The sequence below is a fragment of the Bradyrhizobium sp. STM 3843 genome, from assembly GCF_000239815.1.
In the GTDB taxonomy this organism is placed as follows: domain Bacteria; phylum Pseudomonadota; class Alphaproteobacteria; order Rhizobiales; family Xanthobacteraceae; genus Bradyrhizobium.
In genome coordinates, this window is record NZ_CAFK01000164.1 from 1 (window position 1) to 24,364 (window position 24,364).

24 protein-coding genes are annotated in these 24,364 nt (G+C 63.7%); 14 read left to right on the forward strand and 10 right to left on the reverse strand.

Annotated features, from left to right (window positions below):
• Positions 1-127: 127 nt before the first annotated feature.
• Both BRAS3843_RS17640 and BRAS3843_RS40790 read right to left on the reverse strand, forming a co-directional pair.
• Complete coding sequence (locus BRAS3843_RS17640) at positions 128-682, reverse strand: MarR family transcriptional regulator (protein WP_008970332.1); 555 nt, start codon at positions 680-682, stop codon at positions 128-130.
• Positions 683-881: 199 nt separating this feature from the next.
• A complete protein-coding gene (locus tag BRAS3843_RS40790; RefSeq protein ID WP_139024895.1) occupies positions 882-1,136 on the reverse strand; it encodes a hypothetical protein in 255 nt (84 codons plus the stop codon).
• Between the two features lie 78 nt (positions 1,137-1,214).
• Between BRAS3843_RS40790 and BRAS3843_RS17645 the strand changes: the two genes are divergently transcribed.
• Positions 1,215-3,077, forward strand: coding sequence for a tannase/feruloyl esterase family alpha/beta hydrolase (locus BRAS3843_RS17645; RefSeq protein WP_008970333.1), 1,863 nt, complete (start codon positions 1,215-1,217; stop codon positions 3,075-3,077).
• Positions 3,078-3,115: 38 nt separating this feature from the next.
• Here the strand turns inward: BRAS3843_RS17645 and BRAS3843_RS17650 are convergent, their stop codons facing one another.
• Positions 3,116-4,576, reverse strand: coding sequence for a serine hydrolase (locus BRAS3843_RS17650; protein WP_244425378.1), 1,461 nt, complete (start codon positions 4,574-4,576; stop codon positions 3,116-3,118).
• Positions 4,577-4,791: 215 nt separating this feature from the next.
• On the opposite strand from BRAS3843_RS17650, the gene BRAS3843_RS17655 reads away from it, so the two are divergent.
• Positions 4,792-5,601: an FkbM family methyltransferase gene (locus BRAS3843_RS17655; RefSeq protein ID WP_008970335.1), complete on the forward strand. Its 810-nt coding sequence runs from the start codon at positions 4,792-4,794 to the stop codon at positions 5,599-5,601.
• Positions 5,602-5,635: 34 nt separating this feature from the next.
• Here BRAS3843_RS17655 and BRAS3843_RS17660 read toward each other — a convergent pair whose 3' ends face one another.
• Positions 5,636-6,019, reverse strand: coding sequence for a hypothetical protein (locus tag BRAS3843_RS17660; protein WP_008970337.1), 384 nt, complete (start codon positions 6,017-6,019; stop codon positions 5,636-5,638).
• A 132-nt stretch (positions 6,020-6,151) separates the two neighbouring features.
• On the reverse strand, positions 6,152-6,595 hold the full coding sequence (locus BRAS3843_RS17665) for an Lrp/AsnC family transcriptional regulator (protein WP_244425379.1): 444 nt from the start codon (positions 6,593-6,595) through the stop codon (positions 6,152-6,154).
• 166 nt (positions 6,596-6,761) lie between these two features.
• Between BRAS3843_RS17665 and BRAS3843_RS17670 the strand changes: the two genes are divergently transcribed.
• Positions 6,762-7,709 (forward strand): DMT family transporter, encoded by a 948-nt coding sequence (locus tag BRAS3843_RS17670; RefSeq protein WP_063710306.1) that lies wholly within the window; start codon positions 6,762-6,764, stop codon positions 7,707-7,709.
• 2 nt (positions 7,710-7,711) lie between these two features.
• Here BRAS3843_RS17670 and BRAS3843_RS17675 read toward each other — a convergent pair whose 3' ends face one another.
• Positions 7,712-7,921, reverse strand: coding sequence for a hypothetical protein (locus BRAS3843_RS17675; RefSeq protein ID WP_008970340.1), 210 nt, complete (start codon positions 7,919-7,921; stop codon positions 7,712-7,714).
• 301 nt (positions 7,922-8,222) lie between these two features.
• On the opposite strand from BRAS3843_RS17675, the gene BRAS3843_RS17680 reads away from it, so the two are divergent.
• Entirely contained in the window at positions 8,223-8,702 is a 480-nt protein-coding gene (locus BRAS3843_RS17680; RefSeq protein ID WP_008970341.1) for a peptidoglycan-binding domain-containing protein, read from the forward strand.
• A gap of 392 nt (positions 8,703-9,094) precedes the next feature.
• Here BRAS3843_RS17680 and BRAS3843_RS17685 read toward each other — a convergent pair whose 3' ends face one another.
• Together BRAS3843_RS17685 and BRAS3843_RS17690 are read right to left on the reverse strand one after the other, a co-directional pair.
• Positions 9,095-9,550, reverse strand: a complete 456-nt coding sequence (locus BRAS3843_RS17685; RefSeq protein WP_008970342.1) for a VOC family protein — start codon at positions 9,548-9,550, stop codon at positions 9,095-9,097.
• Positions 9,551-9,769: 219 nt separating this feature from the next.
• On the reverse strand, positions 9,770-10,570 hold the full coding sequence (locus BRAS3843_RS17690; protein WP_008970343.1) for an IclR family transcriptional regulator: 801 nt from the start codon (positions 10,568-10,570) through the stop codon (positions 9,770-9,772).
• Between the two features lie 180 nt (positions 10,571-10,750).
• Here BRAS3843_RS17690 and BRAS3843_RS17695 point away from each other — a divergent pair, with 180 nt between their 5' ends.
• The 8 genes from BRAS3843_RS17695 (at position 10,751) to BRAS3843_RS17730 (ending at position 19,279) form a co-directional block, all read left to right on the forward strand.
• A complete protein-coding gene (locus BRAS3843_RS17695; RefSeq protein ID WP_008970345.1) occupies positions 10,751-11,911 on the forward strand; it encodes an aminotransferase class V-fold PLP-dependent enzyme in 1,161 nt (386 codons plus the stop codon).
• Between the two features lie 25 nt (positions 11,912-11,936).
• Positions 11,937-12,839: an amino acid ABC transporter substrate-binding protein gene (locus tag BRAS3843_RS17700; protein WP_008970346.1), complete on the forward strand. Its 903-nt coding sequence runs from the start codon at positions 11,937-11,939 to the stop codon at positions 12,837-12,839.
• A gap of 67 nt (positions 12,840-12,906) precedes the next feature.
• A complete protein-coding gene (locus BRAS3843_RS17705) occupies positions 12,907-13,701 on the forward strand; it encodes an amino acid ABC transporter permease (RefSeq protein WP_008970347.1) in 795 nt (264 codons plus the stop codon).
• On the forward strand, positions 13,698-14,393 hold the full coding sequence (locus BRAS3843_RS17710) for an amino acid ABC transporter permease (protein ID WP_008970348.1): 696 nt from the start codon (positions 13,698-13,700) through the stop codon (positions 14,391-14,393). The genes BRAS3843_RS17705 and BRAS3843_RS17710 overlap by 4 nt, the downstream gene beginning before the upstream one ends.
• Positions 14,394-14,429: 36 nt before the next feature.
• Positions 14,430-15,191, forward strand: coding sequence for an amino acid ABC transporter ATP-binding protein (locus BRAS3843_RS17715; RefSeq protein WP_008970349.1), 762 nt, complete (start codon positions 14,430-14,432; stop codon positions 15,189-15,191).
• A 1,134-nt stretch (positions 15,192-16,325) separates the two neighbouring features.
• A complete protein-coding gene (locus tag BRAS3843_RS17720) occupies positions 16,326-17,144 on the forward strand; it encodes a UDP-2,3-diacylglucosamine diphosphatase (protein ID WP_008970350.1) in 819 nt (272 codons plus the stop codon).
• Positions 17,145-17,196: 52 nt separating this feature from the next.
• Positions 17,197-18,252 (forward strand): glycosyltransferase family 1 protein, encoded by a 1,056-nt coding sequence (locus BRAS3843_RS17725; protein ID WP_008970351.1) that lies wholly within the window; start codon positions 17,197-17,199, stop codon positions 18,250-18,252.
• A 37-nt stretch (positions 18,253-18,289) separates the two neighbouring features.
• Positions 18,290-19,279, forward strand: a complete 990-nt coding sequence (locus tag BRAS3843_RS17730) for a threonine/serine dehydratase (RefSeq protein WP_008970352.1) — start codon at positions 18,290-18,292, stop codon at positions 19,277-19,279.
• Positions 19,280-19,324: 45 nt separating this feature from the next.
• Here BRAS3843_RS17730 and BRAS3843_RS17735 read toward each other — a convergent pair whose 3' ends face one another.
• Positions 19,325-20,848 (reverse strand): hypothetical protein, encoded by a 1,524-nt coding sequence (locus BRAS3843_RS17735; RefSeq protein WP_008970353.1) that lies wholly within the window; start codon positions 20,846-20,848, stop codon positions 19,325-19,327.
• A 75-nt stretch (positions 20,849-20,923) separates the two neighbouring features.
• On the opposite strand from BRAS3843_RS17735, the gene BRAS3843_RS17740 reads away from it, so the two are divergent.
• Positions 20,924-22,123 carry an MFS transporter gene (locus BRAS3843_RS17740; RefSeq protein WP_008970354.1) on the forward strand — a complete coding sequence of 400 codons (1,200 nt, stop codon included), beginning with the start codon at positions 20,924-20,926 and terminating at the stop codon, positions 22,121-22,123.
• Here BRAS3843_RS17740 and dgcA read toward each other — a convergent pair.
• On the reverse strand, positions 22,093-23,088 hold the full coding sequence (dgcA, locus tag BRAS3843_RS17745; RefSeq protein ID WP_008970355.1) for an N-acetyl-D-Glu racemase DgcA: 996 nt from the start codon (positions 23,086-23,088) through the stop codon (positions 22,093-22,095). The genes BRAS3843_RS17740 and dgcA overlap by 31 nt on opposite strands.
• A 142-nt stretch (positions 23,089-23,230) precedes the next feature.
• Here dgcA and BRAS3843_RS17750 point away from each other — a divergent pair, with 142 nt between their 5' ends.
• On the forward strand, positions 23,231-24,364 hold the full coding sequence (locus BRAS3843_RS17750; protein ID WP_008970356.1) for an ABC transporter permease: 1,134 nt from the start codon (positions 23,231-23,233) through the stop codon (positions 24,362-24,364).

Consider the following 24,364-nt stretch of genomic DNA (forward strand, 5'->3'; position numbering starts at 1 on the left):
AAGTGCGAGACCCTCATGGTGAGGAGCGCGTAGCGCGTCTCGAACCATGAGGCCCATCTCATTTGGTTCGGCAACATGCGATCGCATGCATGCGTCTGCCAGGTCTGCGCGACAGTCGAGCCCGACGTCACTCGTCCAGGAAGATCGACAGCGTCCGCTGCAGCTCCTTGAAGGCCTGCGATCCGATCTTCTTGGCGAGCGCCTTTTCGCCTTCCGCGATGATCGGCCTCAGCCGCGTGACGAGCGCTGCGCCTTCAGCGGTCAAGCGCAACACGTAGTAGCGGCGGTTGAGCGCCGATGCGGTTCGAACAACGAGGCCGCGTTGTTCGAGCTGATCCATCATCCGCCCCAGACCCGCACGCTCGATCGACAGCAATTGCGCCAGCGCAAGCTGATTCACCCCGGGGTTGGCCTCGATCACGCTGAGCACGGAGAATTGCGCCGGGCTGATGTCGAACGGCGCCAGGCGCCGGCTGATGTCCTTGAAGACCCAGAGTTGCGCGCGCCGGATCCGATAGCCCAGGGACTGCGCCAGATCTCCCATCGCCAGCGGCTTTGCCGGGGTCGGCGACTCTGCCGCCGCCGTCGCTTGCCGCAGCGCTTTCGGGGAGGTCGACTTGCCTGGCGCCGAACGAGGACGTTTGGCGGCTTGGTCTCTGACCCGCAGGCCCTTCAGTTGCATCCTCGCGCGCCTTTCTGAGTGTGAGAGCCCGGCAGCAACAGATTGAGATGCCGGTGGGATTTGTTCAAGCCCTGATCGGCCATGGCCGGATCAGCCTTGCTGATGGCAGTGCAGCAGCGTCTTGCGCAGATGCGAAGAGGCGCGACCGCTGCATTACGTTTCCACAAATCGCATGTTGACAAGGCTACATGGTCGTCAGCTAATATTTGCAAATCAAATGCCGTCGCAAGAACGGCTGGAGGAAACGTCCGTGCTGATACGATCGACTAGCCTTGCCTGGTGCAAGGTGCGGCGGCACCGGCGCGCGTTGATCGCGCATCATTGCGATGCCGTCGACGAACGCGGCGCAGCATTTGCGAGACGGCGTCTCGCATCCCAGGCACCCAAGATCCAGCCATTCAAGAAGCAGGCATTCCAGGACCAAGCGTTCATCTGCTGAACCGGTGCCGCTCATCGGCGGCGCGTCTCGTGGCGCGTCGCTGATCGCAGCGTTCTCCGGATCGTTTTGAAAAAGAGAGTGGGGAGGTGCGATATGAAACGACTGATCTTACCATCGACGATTGTTACGACCGGGCTCTTGCTCAGCTCGGCGGCGTCAGCGAGCGCGCTGCCGGCCGCCGGCGTCGCGCCGCGGCTGGCGTGCGCCAGCATCGCGGGGCTTGCTCTGCCGGATACCCAGATCCTGAGCGCCACGCCGAAAACGGGCTATTGCAACGTCATCGGCATCATCAACAAGCGCACCAGTGCGCAAGACCCCGACCACTTCACCTACGGGATCGGCTTTTCGCTCAATCTGCCCAACACCTGGCATGGCCGCTTCGAAATGATGGGCGGAGGCGGCAGCGACGGCAGCCTGAACACCGATCCGAAGGGCGCGGCCGGTGTGGAGCTGAACCAGGGCTGGGCGATCGCGGCCGATGACGGCGGGCACGAAGACAATGCCGCGAACGCGGTCGGCGGCTATCAGGACGACGATGCCAACGCCGGCGGCGGGCAGCACTTCGCGGTCGACGAGCAGGCGCGCGTCGACTACGGCTATAACGGCATTGCAAAGACCGCGACCATCTCGAAGAAGATCATCGCCGAATATTACGGGCTGGAAGCGGTCTATTCCTACATCATGGGCTGCTCGAATGGCGGCCGCGACGCCATGGTCGCCTCGCAGAAATCGCCCTGGCTGTTCGACGGCGTGGTCGCGCAAAATCCCGGCTTCAACCTGCCGCAAGCCGCGATTGCGGAAGCCTGGAACGAGCAGGCGCTGGCGCCTCTTGCCACGAGCCAGGATGTCAACGGACAGCCCTTCATCCCCGACACGTTCCCGTCGCAGGATCTCGCCGTTGCCTCCGCGGCGATCCTCAGCGCCTGCGATGCGCTCGACGGGCTGGTGGACGGGCTGATCGACAACTACCACGCCTGCACCAAGCAGAAGGTGTTTCCGGCGCTGGCGGCGTTCACCTGTGGCACCGGCACGCATGGCAGCACGCCGCATGGCGGCACCTGCCTGACCAGCGGGCAGGTCGATGCGCTGAAGAAGATCTATGCCGGACCCACCAACTCCAAGGGCAAGCGGCTCTATTCGGATTGGTTCTGGGACGCCGGCATCTGGGCGCCACCGTCGGCGCCGGGCCTCGGCTGGGCCGCCTGGAACGTCGTCACCGCGCCGGTCCCGGGCGTCAACACCGCGGCCAACCTGACGCTTGGCGCGGGCGCGCTGCCGATGATCTTCACCACGCCGCCGGTGGTGACGCCGGTCAACGGACCCAATGGACAGGGGGCGTTCGTCTTCCACTATAATTTCGATACCGATGCGCCCAAGATCTTCACCGAGACCAAGGCCTATCCCGAGAGCTCGATGGACTTCATGGCCGCGGTGTCGACGGATCTGCATCCGTTCAAGAGCCGGGGGAGCAAGCTGATCATCTCCTCGTCCGTGAATGACGGCATCTTCTCAGGGGCGTCGATCGCGCGCTGGTACCGCAACATGGATCGGCGCATGGAGGGCCGCGCCGAGGAGTTTGCCAGGCTGTTCATGGTGCCCAACATGGCCCATTGCGGCGGCGGTCCTGCCACCAGCGATTTCGCGGTGAACGAGCTCAACGCCATCACGGCCTGGGTCGAGACTGGCACCGCGCCAAATCGGATCGTGGCGGCCAATCACAACACGGCCTCGCCATTCCCGGCCACCGGTGGACTGTTCGATCCGCGCATCGCCACCAACTTCCCCGCCGGCGGCACCCGCCCGCTTTGCGTCTACCCGAAGATCGCGAAGTACAAGGGCTCGGGCATGACCAACGACGCCTCAAACTTCGCCTGCGTCGACAACGGCCTGCCGCACGGCGACGGCGATCACGATCACGACGATGACGACGATGGCCTCGACGGGCATCGGCATTGAGTGACTGCCGCGGGCGGCAGACGCTCCGCCCGCGGCCTCTACTCTGTCTTGGTGTCGAACTGCATCAGGCCGTCGGCATCGAAGAACTGAAACCTGTCGCCGTTGACGACGACATCGAAGCAGCGTTCGCGCGGTGCGGCCGCTGTTCGGTCGAGATCGTCGTTGGTCAGTGTGCGGCAGTAGCGCGCCTGGTCGTCGACGCGCCAGGTGCCGCTGGAACGTTCGCGGTGTTCGGCGCCGGCCAGCACCGAGAAGCTGCCGTCATCATGCAACTGCCAAATGAAGGGCCCGCCAACGAGCGCTGCGCCGAGCCGAAGGTCCTTGCCGGATAGTGCCGCTTTCAGCGCCGCAGTATCGAGCCGCTGCCCGTCGGCATGGGCGAGGCTTGCGTCCGGTCCGACGTCCCGGTCCCCGGCTGCCGAGAGGATCAGCCAGAGCAGTCGGCCGATTTGCCGGAAGTTTGGTTCCGGCTTGCGCGGTCCGAGCGGCGCGAGCGCGGCGTCACTGTTCACCCGGTGCACGATGACGAGATCATAGGCCGGGATCACGAACGCATATTGTCCTTCAGCGCCCATCGCTTCGTACGTTCCCGCAGGGACTTTCACGATCGGCGCACCGGTATCGCTGAGAAAGCCGATCCACCACAGATAGCCATAGCCCATGCCCGGGCCCAACGCGGGATAGGCGTTCGAGTAGGATTGCACGCTGGCGCGGACCCATGGCTGGGGGACGATCTGGCGATCGCCCCATTTTCCCTCGTGCAAATAGAGCAGTGCGAAGCGGGCGAGATCGCGCGCGCTCATCCGGATCGGGTAGGCGGGATGATTGGACGCGGCGCCCCGCACATAGCTGCCATCGCTTGGCTGATAGTCCTGCATCCCGATCGGCCGCGCGATCTGCCGGTAGAAGCCGCTGAAGATCGATTGCGCCGTCGCCTTTTCATAGATGGAGCCGAGCGCGTTGAAGTCCCAATTGTTGTAGTACCAGAACGTACCGGGCGCGTGACTGCCACGCGGCGGACGCCGCCGGGCCATGCCCGGCGTCTCATAGAGCGCAGCATGATAGATGCCGGAGCGCGCCTTGAGCAGATCACCGACGGTCGCGGATTTTTCTGTCTCCGTGAGGCCAGGCGCGTTGTCGTCGATGCCGAGGCTTGCCAAGGTCGCGTTGAGGTCGATCCAGTGCTCGTCGGCTGCGATGCCGATGAGGGCGCTGAGCAGGCTCTTGCGCACCGAATGTAGGTTGCTCCTGCTCGTAATGTCGCCCCATTGGGCGATGATGCGTCCATGCTGGACGATCATCACCGCCGCGGTCGGCGCGATCAGCAGCGACCAGGACTTGGCTTCGGCAAGCGTCGCAGCCGACCAGCCCGCCGCCTCTGGCGTCGTGGTCTCGAACGCCGTGCCGGGATAGGTTGCAACGGTCCCGCGTGTCTCGTCTGTGCCGAGCGCGGGTCGGCTGAGCATGAAACCGACCAACATCGCGGCGGCCCGGGCCAACCTTGCGCTCCTCGTCATCACCCCTCCCATCGTTGCTCACTGGAACAGACCACTGCCGTCCCTCGGCGCCAGCCGATCCATTCACCGGTCATGGTGATAGCACAATGGTACCGCTTTGGGCTGCCGAGAAGGGCGCCCCCATCCGGTGTCGCCGGCGCCCCATCGCGGTCGCAAATCTCGGAGATGATGCCCCTTGACCAGGGAGACGCTCGCGGATGCACGACGGCGACATTGCAATTGCCGAAGACCTCGCTCGATCGGGCGCGGACCGATGCCTCGGTCAGAAGGCGCCCTCGATCGGTGAAATCGCCCGCTTCCATATTCGCTCATGGAAGGCGCGCTTTCGCGATCACACGACGGAGTTCGCCGCGATCAGGCGTCATCTGCGGCCGGGCGACACCGTGTGCGACGTCGGGGCCAACAAGGGCAGCTTCACCTCCTGGCTCTCGCGCTGGTGCGGCGAGCAAGGGCGCGTCGTCGCGTTCGAGCCGCAGCGCGAGCTGGCGGATCGCCTGGCGGCGGTCTGCGCCGCGGCCGGCCTGCGCAATGTCACCGTCGAAGCGAAGGCCGTTCACGCTGCGTCGGGCCGCCGTGAGCTCTATATTCCGCTCGGCCATGCGCCGGGCGCCTCGCTCAATCCGCCGGCGTCGCCGACTGACAGGTCCGACCGGGTGACGGTTCCGGTGGTCGCGCTCGACGACTACTTCAAGCCGAATGAGCGCGTGACCTTCCTCAAAGTCGACGTCGAAGGCGCGGAATTGGACGTCTTCCGTGGCGCGCGGCGGATTCTCGAGAGGGACAGGCCGATGCTGGTGTTCGAATGCGAAACCCGGCATCTGGTCGGCAGGACGATCGACGACGTTTTCGCCTATCTGGCCGCGCTCGGGTATCGCGGCAGCTTCGTTTCCTCCATGGGCCTGCAGCCGCTGTCGGTGTTCGACGCCGCCGTGCACCAGCGGCACGACGGCGCCTGGTACTGGAAGCGCAAGGACTACTACAACAACTTCATCTTCACGGCGGGCTGAGGCGCCGGGGGCGCCCGCACGCCGCCGGCGAATGCTATCGCCCCGGAGATTTGAATCGCAGCTCGTAGCTCGCTGTCCCAAACATCGATGGGATCGTTGCGACGGGTCCTCCGATCGGCGCGATCGGTCCGGAGACATAGAACGAAATCAGCCGGCATTCGGCCCGCCAATATTCGGCCAGCACGGCGCACTCATTGGCCGCCATGGTGTAGAGCGAGCGGCGGGCGGTGTCCTGGGCCGTGGTGGCAGGCACGTCGCGTGCGTCGGCTGCGCCCTCGATCCGCGCCTGGAACGTCGTCGTGATCTGCAGCGGCTGGTTCGGACCGGCGGCTCCCGGCTCGACCGGAAAAACCGCTTGCGCTGAGGCCGCTGAGATTGGCAGTGCCAGAGCCAGCGCCGCCGCGATCGTCCTTGCCATGCGCATCCCCCAATGATCACCGGCGATGCCGGGCTGTCCTATCTGTCGAATTGTCATTCAATTTGATGCGCCGACACTTCGGCCAAACGCTTCCTGATATCGCAAGATCGTCGCGCGGCCAAGTGCGCGCGATCAGACAGGCAGCTCGGTGGACCGCTTCACCTCTCGCACGACGAGGGTGGATTTGTAGTTGGCAACGCCAGGCAGCTTGGCGATCCGGTCCAGCAGGATGCGCTGATAGTCCTCGATATCCCTGGCGACCACGGTCAAGACGTAGTCCCAGTCGCCGAGCACCGTCATGCACTCGATGACTTCGGGAATGGCGGTGACCTGCTTCTCGAACCGGTCGAGCGTAGTCCTATCCTGGACGGTCAGCCGCAGCTCGACCAGCACGCGAACCCCCAAGCCGAGCCGGTCCGGATTGAGCAAAGCGACATAAGATCGCACGTAGCCGGCTTCCTCGAGCGCTCTGACGCGGCGAAGCGTCGGCGACGGACTCAAGCCGACCTTCTCGGCAAGGGCGTCGTTGCGGATCGCTCCATCCCGCTGCAGCTCACGGAGGATTCTGCGATCCATCGGATCCAGCTTGGGCATTTTTCGCCAAGAATTTGAGCATTCACACAATCTGATTGCGCAGTCTGATGCATTTGCCTGCGAAACGCAACCTGCAGGCGCAAGGAACGGCTTCTCATGATGCCCAGGGATCGCGACCGCGAGCCCAGCATTTCGAGGATGTTTCGGCATGCCAATATTTCCAGCGAAGCCCATGACGCGCCCCGAGCTCGTGGGCTGGATCGTTCTCGTTCTGCCGCCGCTGTTCTGGGCGGGCAATTTCGTTGCGGGCAGGGCGGTTCGCGATGACGTCCCTCCGATGACATTGGCGTTCGCCAGGCATTTCGTCGCCCTGGTAGTCTTGCTGCCGTTCGGGTGGGCCGCCATGCGTCGCGACATCGCCCGCTACTGGGCGTGCCGCTGGAAGCTCCTTCAGACATCGCTGGCGGGCATGGTGGCGTTCAATTTGCTCGTCTATCTGGGGCTGCACTCGGCGACAGCGTCCACCGCACAACTCTTGAACTCCACCATCCCGGTCCTGATCGCGACCTTGAGCGCGGTACTCTTCAAGCAGCGATTGGGTGTCGCGCAGATGTTCGGCCTGGTGCTGTCTTGCGGCGGCGTCCTGACAATGATCCTGCATGGCGAATTGGCACGACTGCTCGCCTTCCGCTTCTCGCCCGGTGATCTGCTGGTGTTCGCCGGGATGGTGTCGTTTGCGCTGTTCTCGATTTTGCTGCGCTCCCTGCCGGCTGACATCGACCGTCTCGGACTACTGGGCGCGCAACTGATGATCGCTGTCGTCGTGCTGTTTCCGCCTGTTGTGTGGGAGCATGTCCGCGGCGCGCGGGTGAACTGGACGACTGGCGCGCTTGCCGCAATGCTCTACGTCGGCATTGCCGCGTCCCTGCTTGCCAACCTGCTCTATATATTCGGCATCGCGCGCGTCGGGCCGATCCGCGCGGGGATGTTCATCCATCTCGTTCCGCTTTACGGCGCCATCCTGTCGGCCGTATTGCTGGGTGAGAGCCTTCAAATCTATCATGCGGTCGGCATGGGCGCTGTTGTCGCCGGTCTCACCTGTTTCAACATCGCCGAGCCTCAAACGAGACGCGCGACGTCGCCGGTTACCAGCTGACGCTATTTGTCAGGATCGAGATCGGGGTAGAGCCGTATGATGGGCAACAACAGTACCGTTCCGCCTGCCGTTGCCTCTCCAAGAGATCTCTTGAACTCTTTCTTCACCGGCCCGTCGGCGATGTGGGCGTCGATCAGATCGTTGAGGCGATTGAGGGGCTTCCCGAGGGCCAGTATTCCGCGGACGATGTCTTCAGCTAATGCGCGTTCCATTTTCTTACTCTTGTGATGCAGCGCTGGGTCTTGAGTTCGCCGGCCAAGTCGGCCTAAGCGGTCTTTATCCATCGTGCGGAAGTGTTGCAATGGTCCAAGCGCGGTCAGGCCAGCGCCGATCCATGCCCGCGTGCAACGCGGCGTAACAATGGGCTCGAGGCGAGGGAACCGTGTCCCACGCACGACAGTTACCTTAAAGGAAGCGAAGTGGCGCCGCCGGATGTTGATAGCTCGGGGCGGCCCGGTGTATCTGTATTTCGACGAGCGAATCATCGGCCGAGTTGGGGGCGAAGGAAAGGCCATGCGCGCCTTGATCGTAGCATTGTCCGTCTTAGTGATCGTCGGCAGCGCGCAGGTTGCTAAAGCTGGTCTGAGCAACACACCCCGTGAAACGTTGGCACCCGCCGATACGGTGACCGCCACCGACGAAGCGACTCAGGAGACTGAGGATCAGATTGGCCTTACCAGGGCAAAGCGTCGGGACGTGCAACGTGGGCTAACCAGGCTTGGGTTCGGCACCAAGATCAATGGGAAGTTCGACGAATCGACTCGCGCGGTCATCGCGCGCTGGCAGGAGGAGCACGGCTACCCCGCGACCGGCTTCCTCAATGCTGCCCAGCATAAGGTCCTAACGGACGCCGCGACGGAGGCTGCCAAATCCAACCATGAGGCCCGTCGTCGCGCTGCGGGCCGTGCTGGTCATTCGCGTGGTGTCGGCGGTCCAATCGGCGCTATCGGCGGCGCGGTGCACAGCGTCGTGGGCGGATTGTTCCGCAGGTGATTCGTCTAGCGCCAAAATGGATGGAAGACGTCCATGGCAACCTAGCACCTTGTAGAACGGCCGTGACGATGACTCGCAAGTGGCGAGCTCATGTACCAGCGCATGTGCATGGTTGGGGAGGTGGAGGGATGATGTCGGGGGGCGGGTCAGACCGGATTATCTCGCTCCGAGCACAACGAGTCCGCTCTATCTCCGCTCTATCCTGGGCAGCCGACATAGAAGCAGAGTCTGAAGGAAGCCCGTCGGGCCCCGATGCGGCTGTCGAGGCCAGCCCTGCCGCTGCGTCTGGTCCCCCCCCAAGACCAGACGCAGCTGCAAGCGCCTCAGAGGCAGCAAAGGCACACGAGGCCATCCCGACTTGCATCGGTGACCGCAGATCGATGTTGGGCGCTCTAGCCGGACGCGTCCGAGCCGCCCCGCTGTACTAACTCGAGCGTGATCCCCTCGGGGCCCTCGAACAGCCGCAGCTTTCGGCTGATGTAGTCCATTTCGTCGCTCAGCAGGGTTACGCCGTTGGCCACGAGGTGCGCGGTGGCTGCCTCGATATCGTCGACGCGGAATGCGAGGTGATTGAAGCCCCGTTGTCGCAGATTGGTCGGGTGTGCACCCAGATCGGTCCCTGCGGTCGGGTCAAACTGAAGCAGCTGAATCTCGAAAGGAGGGTTCGCTCCTTCGAGTACGAGAGTGATGTGCTGCGCTTTCATGCCCGGTATGCCCATGTACCGGGCGGGAGCGCCACCGTCGATCGTCGCGACGTGATCCTTTCTGAAGCCAAGGAGCGCGAAGAACGCGATCGCCCGGCCGGCGTCTGCCACTGCGATCGTAACATGATCCGGATTGAGTATCATCTGATCACTCCCTGTCATGAACACCGCGCGCTGTGCCGGCTTACCTCGGCTGGGTGAGCTGCCGGCATTTGTCCGGCGAGGCATCGATGCCGCGCGCACGCAACGCCGGCCAGCGCTATCGAAATTGGACCACTAAGGGGCAAAACAGGCCAGCGCCGCAATTCCTCTTTTACTTTAACAGCTTCGCGATCGCACGAACGTTGGGCACGGGATACGCGTTCAAAAGTTTTCTGGGTCGTCGCTGTCTGCATCGTCATCAGCCTGGAGGACTGTTTCTGATAGCAGCGCGGCGGCCTTCTGCAGTGGAGCGATGAACCGATCCAGCTCGGCGAAGCTTACGCGTGCCACGGGAACGGAGACCCCCAGGCAGGCGATCAGCTCGCGGTCCGGCGACAGGATGGGAACGGCGCAGCCGACAACGCCTCTCACGAACTCCTCGTTAGTCTTCGCCCAGCCCCGTTTGCGGGTCTCATCGAGAACAGTCATCAAGCTCGCGACGTCAGCGATCGTGGTTTCGGTATATCTAGTCAAAGCGAGTGCGCGGCACAGCTTCTCACGCGCACGCTCCGACAATCGGCTCATGTAGATCTTGCCAGTCGACGTGCAGTGCAGTGGCGCCGCCTCACCCGGATTGAACTGGAGACCTTGTGGCTGCGACGCGCGGACGCTGTCGACGTAGGCTACCATGTTGTCGCGCACCACACCAATCTCGCATTGCTCCCCGATCTCGGCGGCGACGGCGCGCAGCACCGCATGACGGCGCGCGGTGCGAAAGGCCGCACCGATGACCTTTGCGGATAGCGTGACGAGCCGATTGCCGACCACGTAGCGCTTCGTTCCGAGGGCCTTCTGAACGAGGCCTCGCTCCTCCAGGTTTCCGACCAGCCGGTGCGCGGTCGGCAAAGGCAGCGAAAGCGCATCGGCAATCTCCGCCACGGAGACAGCTTTGGTCTGGCCGGCGATGTGGCCAACGATGGCAAAGGCACGATCGAGTGGTCCGTCGCTCTTTCCCTCAATCATCCTGGTTTCCCCGATACCAATTCCAGAAAATTATCATTTTTCGGAATTAAAGCTATTGAAATTTGGAAATCTATCTAGATGACCGCTGCTGATGCTCATATCGTTGGCGTTGCCGACGGATGAATAAGCTTTGTGCACCGCCATCCCGGCACCGCGCCTGGGGCTCAAAAGGAGAATGGAATGTCGGGGCACTACGACGTCGACGCCGTGCGGAAGGAGTTCCCGGCTGCCGAGCGGATCACCTATCTCGACTCCGGCTTCCAGACGCCGCTCGCGCGTCCTGTGAAGGCGGCGATCGAACTGTTTCTCCGAGAAGGTCTTGAGACGGCCGGTCCGAAACAGGTGTGGCTTGATCGCGTCGAACAGACGCGCGCGAGAGTCGCACGGCTTCTGGGCGCCTCAGCCGACGAGATCGCCTTCACCAAGAACACCTCGGAAAGCATGAACATCGCCGCGAATGCGCTGCCTCTGCGCGCGGGCGACAAGGTCCTCATGATCCACGGCGATCATCCGAACAACGCCTATGCGTTCCTCAACCTGCAGCGGAAGGGTGTTGCGGTCGAGTTCGTGCCGATGACCGAGATCGTCGATGCCGACAGCATTCGTCCCTACGTCGACGCGAATACGCGCGCGATCTCGATGTCGCAGGTGACGTTCCACGCTGGTCACCGCTTCGACGTCGAAAGCATCGGCGCGCTGTGCCAGGAGAAGAACCTCTATTTCGTCGTCGACGTCATGCAGGCCATTGGCGTTGTGCCGATCGATGCCAAAGCGATGCGCGCGACGTTTATCGGGTCGGGAAGTCACAAGGGACTGCTGGTGCCGCAGGGGCTGGGCCTGCTCTATTGGGTGAAGTCCAGGACCGAGCTCGAGCCGGCCTATCTTGCTGCTGCCAGTCTTGCGGACATACCGGCTGATCTCATCGCCCGTCCCGATGAACTCGCGCTATCAACGAACGCCCGCCGTTTCGAGCTGGGCAACTTCAATCTTCCGGCAATTCACGCACTCGGCGCCTCGCTCGACATGATCGAAGCGATCGGCGTGCAGAACATCCAGAACCATTGTTTTGACCTTGGCGATCATCTCATCGCCGAGCTCGACCGGCTAGAGATTCGCCTCATCGGCCCGCGCGACCGGCAGCACCGGGCACCGCACATCTATGTCATCGCACTGCCGGCCGCCGAATGGCTCGGCCATTTCGAGCAGAACGGCGTGCGCGTCTCGCCGGAGCGCGATGGCATCCGCGTTTCGTTTGGAATGTTCAATACATCAGCGGACGTCGACCGCCTGATCGATGTCATCCGTCGGCGCGGAGTGACGCCGTCATCCAGGGCAGCCTAGGCCGCGATTGCAGAGGGAGGTGCACATGAAGAAGTTTGCGCGTGTATTCGGCATTCTGTCTGGCCTCGCGGCCATCGGCGCCTGTGCGGAGCCGTCGGCGGCAGCTGACAGTCCGACGCTTGCCAAGATCAAATCGAGCGGCGCCATCACGATCGGCTATCGCGAGGCCTCCATTCCGTTCTCGTATCTCGGGCCGGATCAGAAACCGATCGGGTTCTCGCTGGATCTCTGCGCCGCGATCGTCGAGCGCATCAAGACCGAGCTCAATCTGCCCAATCTCACCATCAACTATACCCCGGTGAACTCGTCCAATCGGATCCCGCTCATCCAGAACGGTACCGTCGATATCGAATGCGGCGGCACGGCGAACGACAAGAAGCGGCAGGAGCAGGTTTCGTTCTCCGTCGCCACGTTCGTGAGCCAGCCGCGCTGGCTGGTCAAGGCTGACAGCGGCCTGAAAGCCGCAGGCGACCTGAAAGGCAGGACGATCGTCGTCACGCAAGGGTCCAACGCGATCGGCTTCGCGCAAGCGGTGAATGCCAAGGAGCAGCTTGGCCTGAACATCGTCCAGGCAAAGGATCACGCGGAATCGTTCCTGATGTTGAACACCGGCCGTGCGTCCGCGTTCATGGAAGATGATATCCTTCTCGCGGGCCTGAAGGCGGCCGCTCCGAATCCGAACGCGTTGATCCTGCTTCCGGAAGGCTACGCCAAGATCTACTATGGATTGATGTTCACGAAGGGTGATGCCGGCTTCAAGGCGCTCGTCGATGACGTTCTCTCGAAGCAGATGTCGTCAGGCCAGTTCGAGAAGACCTACGCAAAGTGGTTCACGAGTCCGATTCCGCCCAAAGGTGAAAACCTTGCGTTCCCGCTCACCGACGAGTTGATGGGCCGGATCGCGCATCCCAGCGATGCCGTCGACTAGTCGGCGCGACACCGGAGAATTTCCCGCACACTGATTCTCCCTCGCACCAGAAGCCCCGAGGTTCGCGATGTTCGGAGTGCTTTTTGAACAAGCGGCGGACGGCCAGCGCTATATCGACTGGCTTTTGTCGGGCCTTGGTTGGACCTTGGCGCTGGCCTTTTTCGGTTGGTGGATCGCATTTGCTGTCGGCCTTGTGGTCGGGATCGGCCGGACTGTTCAGAACGGGATGATCGCGGCACTCGCGCGACTATATGTGGAGATCTTCCGCAACATTCCTGTCCTGGTGCAGATGTTCCTCTGGTACTTCGTGCTGCCGGAGCTGCTTCCGAACGCGCTCGGAAACGCCATCAAACAGATGTCGCCGCCCTGGGGATCGTTCTTTCCCGCGCTCGTCTGCCTCGGCCTCTATACGGCTGCCCGCATCGCCGAACAGGTTCGGGCCGGGATCGAGGCCTTGCCGAAAGGACAAACCGAAGCGGCGCACGCGCTCGGGCTCACCGGATATATGACCTATCGCTACGTCATCGTGCCGCAGGCGCTCCGCCTGATCGTTCCCAGCCTGACCAGTGAAGTCATGGGCATCTACAAGAATACGTCGGTCGCTCTGACGATTGGACTTATGGAGCTCACCGCCCAGGCGCGCCAGATCAGCGAAGCGACCTTCCAGACCTTTACGGCTTTCGGTGCCGCGACTCTGATCTATCTCGGACTGGCGCTGATCGCCTACCAATCGATGGTGCTGATCGACCGGGCGGTTCGGATCCCAGGGACCACGCCGGCCAAGGACGCAATCGAGCCGCGTCTCGCCGACGATGTCCAGCCGGTCGGCTCCTTGCCGGAGGCGATGGAGGTCGTGAAATGAACAGTCTCGATTTCTCGATTGTCTTACAGGCCTGGCCCTATCTCTGGTCGGGGCTGCTGTTCTCGCTGGCGTTGACCGCCGCGGCCTTCGTCATCGGCATGAGCCTGGGCACCTGCTTCGCGCTCGTGCAGCACTTCGAGCTCCCCGTGATCGGGAGGGTCGTGCGCGGCTATATCGCCTTGATCCGCTCGATCCCGCTGATCCTCGTCCTGTTCTGGTTCTTCTTTCTGGTGCCGATCGTGCTTGGCCATCTCGGCGGCAGCGGCCGTCCGATTCCGATCGGCGCAACCTGGACGGCGTTCATCACCTTCGGCCTGTTCGAGGCCGCTTACTATTCGGAGATCATCCGCGTCGGGCTGCGCGCCGTGAACCGCGGACAATTCGAGGCGTGCCAGGCGCTCGCGCTGTCAACTTTCGATACGTATCGATGCGTGATCCTTCCCCAGGTGCTCCGGGTGGCGAGCCCGATCATCCTGAGCCAAACCATCATTCTGTTCCAAGACACCTCGCTGGTCTACGTCCTTTCACTCACCGATCTGCTCGGTGCGGCCTCGAAGCTTGCCCAGCTCAACGGTCGTCTGGTCGAGATGTATCTCGTGGTTGCAGTAGTCTATCTCGGCATCAGCTCGGCGGCATCGCAATGCGTGGCATCGCTGCGCAAGCGCTATGCGATCGCTGGAACGCACCGGTAAAACGTCGAACTAGAACGCCGTCATTGGGAAACAAGAATGCTTCAGGAAGCTCAAACGAAGCGATCATCGGACATCGTCGTCGTGGAAAACCTGGTGAAGCGTTTTGGCCGTTTCACAGCTTTGAACGACGTCAATCTCAGCGTCAGGACCGGCGAGAGGATCGTTGTTTGCGGTCCCTCGGGTTCGGGCAAATCGACACTGATCCGGTGCCTCAACCGGATCGAAAAGCATGATAGCGGTCGTATCGTGATTGACGGCCTCGAACTGACCGACCGGATGACGGACGTCACCTGCGTCCGTCGCGAGGTCGGGATGGTATTCCAGAGCTTCAATCTGTTTCCGCATCTCTCGGTGGTCGAGAACTGCATGCTTGCGCCGATGAAGGTGCGCGGCCTGTCGCGGCCGGACGCGCATGAACGTGCGATCGGCCTTCTCCGAAAGGTGCGCATCCATGATCAGGCGGACAAATATCCGGGACAGCTCTCCGGGGGCCAGCAGCAGCGCGTTGCGATCGCGCGCGCGCTCTGCATGCAGCCCAGGATCATGCTGTTCGACGAACCGACCTCTGCGCTTGATCCGGAGATGGTCAACGAGGTGCTCGAAACCATGGTGGAACTGGCGCGAGATGGAATGACCATGGTCTGCGTGACCCACGAGATGGGCTTTGCCCGCGAAGTCGCGGACCGGGTGGTCTTCATGGATCGAGGAGGCGTCGTCGAGGAAGCCGACCCCGACACCTTTTTCCGGGCTCCCCGCACAGAGCGAGCAAGAGGCTTTCTCCGGCAGATCATCCATTAGGGGAGATGGCTGCTTGAGGTCATAAGCGTCGGTCGGGGCCCGACAGGAGGAGACGAACCCTCTTGAGCGCGGACCTCGATAGCCCGACTTGCGCGAGGAGTTTCTGCTCCGGCGTCCCATCCATGAATGGGCCGCGCGGAAAAACCAATTTGGTTTGCACACTCAATGCGATCACCCCTGTCCAGTCCTGTCTTGAAAAATATTCTTGTTTCGTTTTTCCAGAAATCGTGCTAAAGCTTGCGTCGTCCCGTGCTCGATCAAGAGGGGCGCTTCGCGATCGTCACGAACGTTGAGCGCGGGATGCGGTGGGCGTGTCGGGTTGCAGCGTGACGGCATGATCCGGAAAAGTGCGTAGCGGTTTTCCGAACAAGATCATGCCCAAGTCAAGTTCATGCGGACGAACAACCCGGTGCGCACGGTCAAGTCGTGTGGTCCTGATCTCCCGGTGCTGAGGTCAAGTTGGCGACGATGCTTCTCGACATCGCTTTGCGATGCGAGGGCATCGCGCCGATGACAGGGGCAAGAACGCCGGTCCCTGGGGAGAGCACGAAGCAGCCGTTAAAACCATTCGCGCAGGGAAGGCCGGGATGTCTCGGGCCGAACCTGTGGTTCCTGCCCCGTGCATTCTTTCCGCACGGGGGCCATGGGGGCGGCGAGCTCCCGGCCTTCCCTGTGCCCTCTGCTCGATAAGGAGGGCGAAACCAACGACAAAACTCGGACGCCATGCGCCGCGAGAACGCGAGGTCGTATCTCGCCACCGTCATCGCGAGGAGCGTGAGCTCCGAAGTACTCTGGACTCGTCGCATGGTTCTGGATGGCGTCGGCGCACGAGCGCTTGCAACGACGAAGTGTAGGGCAGGCTCGTAGTGACGCATGAGGAACGAATCGCCGGCCCGAGCTTTGCGCAAGGCGAAAGGCCGAATCTTTGTGCAAAACCAATGCGGGTATTCCCCGAGAATGCGCTGCTTCTGTCGCCTGATTGTCGCACGGCGCTGTTATCCGCGAGCTCAACGGCAAGGGATACCTGAGTCGTCACGCGAGCGGCTTTTTGCAGCGGTCCGGGTGGGGGACGCGCGCGAACGAGCGGCGTTGCTCGTCACGGGAATGTCATCAGAAGCTGTTAGGTGGGCGCGCATGGGAATTGAGAATGCTGCTGGTGAGGAAGGCGCGGACCGGCGCTTTCGCACGCTCTTCATCTCGGACGTTCACCTCGGGGCCCGTGGCTCGCAGGCCAACCTCCTGGTCGATTTCCTCCGCCACCACGATGCCGATACGATCTATCTGGTCGGCGATATCGTCGACGGTTGGGCGCTGAAATCGAGCTGGCACTGGCCGCAATCCCACAATGACCTGGTGCAGAAGATGCTGCGTAAGGCGCGCAAGGGCGCCAAGGTCGTCTACGTGCCTGGCAATCACGATGAGTTCCTGCGCGGCTATTACGGCACGCATTTCGGCGGCATCGATGTCGTAGAGAATACGGTTCATGTCGGTGTCGACGGCCGTCGTTATCTGGTGATCCACGGCGACATCTTCGACCTGGTGGTGCAGAACGCACGCTGGCTCGCCCATCTCGGCGACAAGGCCTATGACTTCGCGATTCAGATGAACCGCTTCGTCAACTTCTTCCGGCGCATGTTCGGCGTCCCCTATTGGTCGCTGTCGCAGTGGGCCAAGCAGAAGGTCAAGAACGCCGTCAACTATATCGGCGCGTTCGAGACCGCGCTCGCTGCCGAAGCGCGCCGTCATGGCTGCGACGGCGTGATCTGCGGCCACATCCACTACGCCGTGATCCGCGACGAGCAGGGCATTCGCTACATGAACTGCGGCGACTGGGTCGAGAGCTGCACGGCGCTTGCCGAGAATGAAGACGGTCATTTCGAGATCATCACCTGGACCGATCCGCTGCGCCAAGCGGCGCCCGCGCCGCGTGTGGCGGCGCGCGCGGCAGCCTGAGGCCGTCGGCCGTCAGAGCGGATCACCGGGAGAAGGAGAACGGGCAGGGGGAATGCGCATCCTGGTCGCGACTGACGCATGGCATCCTCAGGTCAACGGGGTGGTGCGGACACTGACCATGATGGCGCAGGCGGCCGAGGCGCTGGGCCACGAGATCCGCTTCCTGACGCCGGAGTCGTTCCGCACCATCCCGATGCCGAGCTATCGCGATCTGCGCCTGGCCCTGCCGCGCCCGGCCAAGGTTGCAAGGCTGATTGCGGATGCCAATCCCGACAGCATCCATATCGCGACCGAAGGTCCGCTCGGGTTGTTGGTGCGGCGCTATTGCCGCAAGCATGATCTGCCGTTCACGACCAGCTTCCACACCCGTTTTCCTGACTACGTCGCCGCCCGCGCGCCAGTGCCGGAGGCGTGGGTCTGGGCGACTTTGCGCTGGTTCCATGGCGCGAGCCGCGCCGTGCTGGCAGCGACACCGGCGCTCGCCGCGGAATTGCGCGAGCGCGGCTTTGCCAGTGTCGCGCTGTGGCCGCGCGGCGTGGATACGAGCCTGTTTCATCCGCGCGAGGTCGATCTCTGCCTGCCGCAGCCGGTGTTCCTCTCGGTCGGCCGCGTGGCGGTGGAGAAGAATCTCGAGGCGTTCCTCGATCTCGATCTGCCCGGCACCAAGGTGATTGTCGGCGATGGTCCGGCGCGTGCGGCGCTCGAGCAGAAATATCCTCAGGCCGTGTTCCTCGGCGCGCTGCAGGGCGAGGCGCTCGCAAAGGTCTATGCCGCGGCCGATGTGTTCGTGTTCCCGAGCCGGACCGACACGTTCGGCCTGGTGCTGTTGGAGGCGCTGGCAAGTGGTCTGCCGATTGCGGCCTATCCGGTGGCGGGTCCCCGCGATGTCATCGGCGATGCCGAGGTCGGCGCGCTCAGCGAGGATCTGCGCGCGGCTTGCCTCGCCGCACTGAAGATCCCGCGCCAGGCTTGCGTGGACTTTGCCACGGGGCATACCTGGGAGGCTTCGACCCGCGCCTTCATCGATCACATGGCCGTGTTGCGCGTGCCCGCGGCGGAAAAAGAGGCGGTGGGCGAGCTGGCTGACCCGTCCAGCTGCGTGGCCTGAGCTTGCCGGGCGATCCGAGGGCGCGATACAACAGGGCATGACAGTCCAGACCTCGATCCCCACCGTCACCGCTGCCGATATCGACGCGGCCGCGCGCGTGCTCGCCCCCGTCGCGGTGCGCACGCCCTTGCTGGCCGCGCCGGTGCTGAGCGAGCGGCTGAACGCGACTGTGTTCGTCAAGCCCGAAGTGCTGCAGCGGACCGGCTCGTTCAAGTTCCGCGGCGCCTACAACAAGCTGGCTTCGATTCCCGACAGCGCGCGGGGCAATGGCGTGGTCGCGTTCTCCTCGGGCAATCATGCCCAGGGCGTCGCGCATGCGGCGCAGCTTCTGAAGATGCAGGCGACCATCGTGATGCCGCAGGACGCGCCGGCCGCCAAGCGCGAGCGCACCAAGGGGTTTGGCGCCGAGGTCGTGCTGTACGACCGGGATCGCGAGGACCGCGAGGCGATCGCGCGCGAGATCGCCGGCAAGCGCGGGTCGACGGTGGTGCCGCCTTACGACGATCCGCTGGTGATTGCCGGCCAAGGCACGGTCGGCCGCGAGATCGCCGAGGATCTCGCTTCGCTCGGGCTCGCGCCTGACGTCGTCGTGGTGCCGGCCTCCGGCGGCGGCCTGGTGGCCGGCGTTTCGACAGCGGTCAAGGCGAAGTTTCCGCAAGCCGACATGATCGTCGCTGAGCCGGAAGGGTTCGACGACCACGCCCGCTCGCTGCGCGCCGGCCAGCGGGTCGCACATGACGCCAAGGGCCGCACCATCTGCGACGCACTGATGGCGGCGATGCCCGGCGAGATCACGTTTGCCATCAACGGCCGGCTGCTGTCGGGCGCCGTCTCCGCCTCGGACGAGGAGGTCGGGCGTGCCATCGGCTTTGCCTTCCGCGAATTGAAGCTGGTCGTCGAGCCGGGCGGGGCGGTGGGATTGGCGGCGCTTCTTGCCGGTCGGATGGATGTCGCCGGCAAGACCGTCGTGATCGTGCTGTCGGGCGGCAATGTCGATGCCGATCTTTACGCCCGGCTGATCGCTTGAGGTCCGAGGCCGGGGTCGGAGTCAGGTAGGCGGGCTGACGCTGCTTTAGGAGAAGAAAGCGACCTTCTCCGGCTGCGTCATGCGCCGGATCGGCGTCAGCGGGTCATTCGGGGCATTCTGCTTGCGCTGCAACAGGCCGTTGGCCAGCAGCGTCGATCCCAGCGACGCTTCGTAAGACGGTTTGGGCATCGCCTGAACCGTCGCTGCAGCGGTCGCCGCGACGGCCGGCTGGGGCGCAAGTGGTGGTGCAGGCTTCGGCGGCTCAGCGATGACCGGAGCGGCCGGCACCGGTTCGGGTGCGACGGTCACGACCCGCGGCTCCGGTGCGACGACTGGCGCGGATGCAGCCGCGGCGGGCGGTGTTGCAACGGAGGCCTGCGCAACGACCGGCTCGGGCGCATGCGGCTCGGCAAAGGTGGCGACGATGTCGTCGTCGACCGAGCTCGGTTCCTGGATGTCGAAGCCAATGGTGGGGACGCGCGTGAGGTCGTCATCCTCGATCAGGTCAGGCGCCGCCATTTCCGCCGCGACCAGCTCGAGCACCGCTTCGTCATGCGCATCCGCTGCCGCGGCGTCCATTTCCGGCGCGGCGACGTCGATGCTTGCGGCGTTGGTCTCAACCGCGATCTCAGCGGCTTCAACCGCGACTTCAAGGGTTGCTTGGGGCTGGTCGAACTCGACTTCGCCGGAAGCCGGCGCTCGATCGAGTTCGACCCGCGGCAGCGCGCCAACAGACACTGAAGCAACGTGCTGTTTGATCTGCGCGGGCGCTGCCGATTCGGCGAAAACTTCGGGCGCCGCGGCAGTCGCTGGTTGCAGCACTGCGTCGGCAAGCTCCACCGCGCTGGCGGCAGCTTCCAGCGGAAGCGGGGCGATACCGGCCTCCGCTGGCGCGCTCGCTTCGAGCGCTACGGCTTCGGCTCGTGGCGGCTCTGTCGCGGCAGCGGTATCGCCATTCGCTGGGATATCGCCTTCTGCCCCGGCGCTCTCATCCGAGGCCGGCCCGATGGCAGCCTCGCTGTCGTCAAAGGCGTTCAGCCGAGCCTTGATGATCTCGAAGGCCGCCAGCAGCGCGGCCTTCGGATCGGCGCTCGTGAGCTGGTCGCAGGCGGCCTCGATCGCCACGATCTGGGTATCGATCAGATCGCAAATCCGCGAATCAGCCCCGATCTCGCGCCATCGCCAGGAGATCTCCTTGATGATCCGGGTTCCCTTGCGGACCGGCGCCAGATTCCGCTCCAGCGCCAGGCGATCGACCGCCGCGGCGGTGGCTAGCGCTGCCTCCTCGACCGCACCGCGAATCGCTGCCAAGGCTTCCGGCAGCGCCCGCTCGTCGACCTGTTCCTGCTCCTGCTGCTGTTCGCGCGTCGCGAGCGCATGCTCGATGCGGGCGACCGCATCCAGCACCATGCTGGTGTCCGCGTTGCGGTTGCGCTTGGCATATTCGCCGAGAAACCAGCGGCCCCGCGACGTTTCCATGAATGCATCGCGGATCGCCTCATAGTCGGCCTCGCTCGGCTGGGCCGCGCGGGCGGAGATCGGCGAAAGGGCGAAGACGTCATCGGCCATGGCAAACTCGTCGCGCAAATTGCTGCACGTTGGCATAACGATCATCACGATATTGACCGAATCGCAATTGAATTGATGCAGTCCGCCCGACAAATCCCCATTGCATCGCCTGCCGCGTCGCGCCGATTCGCGCTCCGGCTGGGGCTGTTCTATGGCGCCGCCTTCCTGCTCTCGGGCACCCATCTGCCGTTTTTTCCGGTCTGGCTGCGGGCGATCGGGCTGGACGCCTCCTGGATCGGCATCATCATCGCGGTCCCGGCGGTCACGCGCTTCACCGTGCTGCCTGCCATCACCGCGCTTGCCGAGCGCCGCCATGCCCTGCGCGGCGCCATGAGGTTGACGGCCGCTGCCACGGCGACCGGATTTGCACTGCTCGGCACCCAATACCTGCCGTGGTTGGTCTTCCCGATCTATGTCGTGACCTGCTGTTGCTGGACGCCGCTGGTGCCACTCACGGATGCCTATGCCTTACGGGGCGTATTGAGCTTCGGGCTGAATTACGGTCGCTTGCGGCTATGGGGATCAGTGGCCTTCATCATCGGGACGCTATTGTGCGGAGGCTTGGCCGATCTGATTCCGCCTCAGCAGCTGATCTGGATCATCGTCGGCGCAGGTTTCCTTGGTGTCGGGGGCAGCCTCGGACTCCAATCCCTGAAGCAGCCGCCGCGGACACCGGAAGCCCGGCACGAAGGCGGCCGCCTGCTGCGCGATGTGGACTTCATCTGCATCATCCTGTCGGCGGCGCTGGTGCAGGGCAGCCACGCTGCCTACTATGCGTTCTCCGCGATCGATTGGCAGGCTCGGGGCTTCGGCGGCCTCACCATCGGCTGGCTTTGGACCTTGGGTGTTATCGCCGAGATCGTGGTCTTTGCGCTGTCGCCGCGCTTCACGCTCGCCCCCGCCAATCTTGTCGTGATCGGTGCAGTGGCCGCCACGCTGCGTTGGGTGCTGACCGCACAGGAGCCGTATGCGATTGGCCTCGCCGCGGTTCAGATCAGCCACGGCTTCACCTTTGGACTAACTCTGGTCGGGACGATGGGGCTGTTGGTCCGATATGTGCCGGCACATATGACTGCGCGGGGGCAGGGCTACTACGCCGCATCGACCGGCATCGTTGGCTCGGCGGCATCGGCCATGTCGGGGCCCGTCTATGCGCATTTCGGGCAAGGCGTCTATTACGTCATGGCGGGGATGGCTGCGCTCGGCGGTGCGCTGATATGGCTGACACGCGCGCGTTTGAGGCGTCACCCCCACAGCACCGCGTCGGGCGGATAGACCAGGCTGTCCTCATAAAGCAGGCCGTTGTCACGGTCGCTTGCCAGTAACAGCGGGCCATCCAGATCGACGAATCGTGCCTGCGGCGTTAGCAGCATCGCCGGCGCCATTGACAGCGAGGTCGCGACCATGCAGCCGACCATGATGTCGAAGCCGAGCGTGCGCGCGGCATCGGCCATCGCAAGCGCTTCGGTGAGGCCGCCCGTCTTGTCGAGCTTGATGTTGACGGCGTCATAGCGATCGCGGAGCGCCTCCAATGAGGTGCGATCGTGCACGCTCTCGTCGGCGCAAACCATCAGCGGCCGATCGATCCGCGCCAATGCCTGGTCGTTGCCGGCGGGCAGCGGCTGCTCCACCAAGGTCACGCCGGCGGTGGCGCAGGCTGCGAGATTTTTTTCCAGATTTGTTTCCGTCCACGCCTCATTGGCATCGACGATCAGTTGCGATTGCGGGGCTGCTTTGCGCACCTGCCGGATGCGCTCGCCATCACCATCGCCCCCGAGCTTGATCTTCAACAGGGGACGATGGGCCGCCCTGGAAGCTGCCTCCGCCATCACTTGCGGCGAGCCCAGCGAAATCGTGTACGCGGTCACGCAAGGCTCGGGGGCCCGTCGGCCGAGCAGGTCCCAAACGCGCCGGCCGCTTCGCTTGGCCTCAAGGTCCAGCAATGCACAATCCACTGCGTTGCGGGCGGCGCCGGCGGGCATCGCAGCTTGAAGCGCCATCCGATCAAGCCCGACCGCCACCGCCTCCTGCATCGCCTGCAAGGCGGTGAGCGCGGCCTCCGGCGTCTCGCCATAGCGCGGGTAGGGCACACATTCGCCGCGACCGACGAAACCATTCTGCCTCACTTCCGCCACGACGACGACCGCTTCGGTCTTGGCGCCGCGGCTGATCGTAAAGCTGCCGGCGATCGGCCATTGCTCGATGTTTCCGATCAGGTTTGGAGAATTGGTGGAAGTCATTTAAAAAGTTCGCGATTTTGGAATCGTGGGCTTGCGGGGCGCGACCGACTATGGCTGGTTGGGCCGGTGTTCGACAAGGTGATAGCGCCGTGCGCGAACTGTTGTCATCGAAAAGCGGACGGTTGGGCTTGAGGCGGTCGGCATGAAAAGCGGCCCGACTCTGGAACGGAACGCTCAGGGCGACGCATTGATGCTGCGCGCCTCCGGCGCGTGGACGGCGTCGTTTGCCCCGTCGCTCGAGAAGCTGGTCGCCGAGGCGGAGAAGCTCGCGGGCTCCAAGCCTGACGTATCGATCGATGTGTCAGAGATCTCCAAGCTCGACACCTTCGGGGCCTGGCTGATCGAGCGGCTGCGGCGCAGTTTCACGCGCGGCACCGTCGAAGCAAAGGTCGATGGCCTGTCCGCCACTTATGCGAGCCTGGTCGACGAAGTCCGTCGGGTAACGCCTGCGCCCGACGATGAGGCCGCGGCGGTCACCGTCGCCGGGATGCTGGATCAGATCGGCCGTACCGTCGCCGGCGTCTTCGGCACGATCGCGGCCCTGATCGATATGCTGGGCGCCGTCATCGTCGCCAGCGCCCGCGTGTTTCTCCATCCGCGGAGTTTCCGCCTGACCTCGACCGTCCATCATCTGGAACAGGTATGCTGGCGGGCCGTCCCGATCATCGTGCTGATCACCTTCCTGATCGGCTGCATCATCGCCCAGCAGGGCATCTTTCATTTCCGCCGGTTCGGCGCCGACATCTTCGTCGTCGACATGCTCGGCGTGCTGGTGTTGCGCGAAATCGGCGTGCTGCTGGTGGCGATCATGATCGCAGGACGTTCGGGGAGTGCCTACACGGCTGAACTCGGCTCGATGAAGATGCGCGAGGAGATCGACGCGCTGCGCACGATGGGCTTCGATCCGATCGAGGTCCTGATTCTTCCGCGGATGCTGGCGCTGGTGATTGCGCTGCCGATCCTGGCCTTTCTGGGTGACATTGCCGCGCTCTATGGCGGCGGGCTGGTGGCCTGGCTCTACGGGGGCGTTCAACCCGAGGCCTTCCTGCTGCGACTTCGCGACGCGATCTCGATCGATCATTTCAAGGTCGGGCTGCTCAAGGCGCCGGTCATGGCCGCCGTCATCGGCATCGTCGCCTGCGTCGAGGGGCTCGCAGTCCAGGGCAGCGCGGAGTCGCTCGGGCGCCACACCACCTCGTCGGTGGTGAAGGGCATCTTCTTCGTCATCGTCATGGACGGCGTATTCGCGATCTTCTTCGCGGCGGTCGGAATGTGA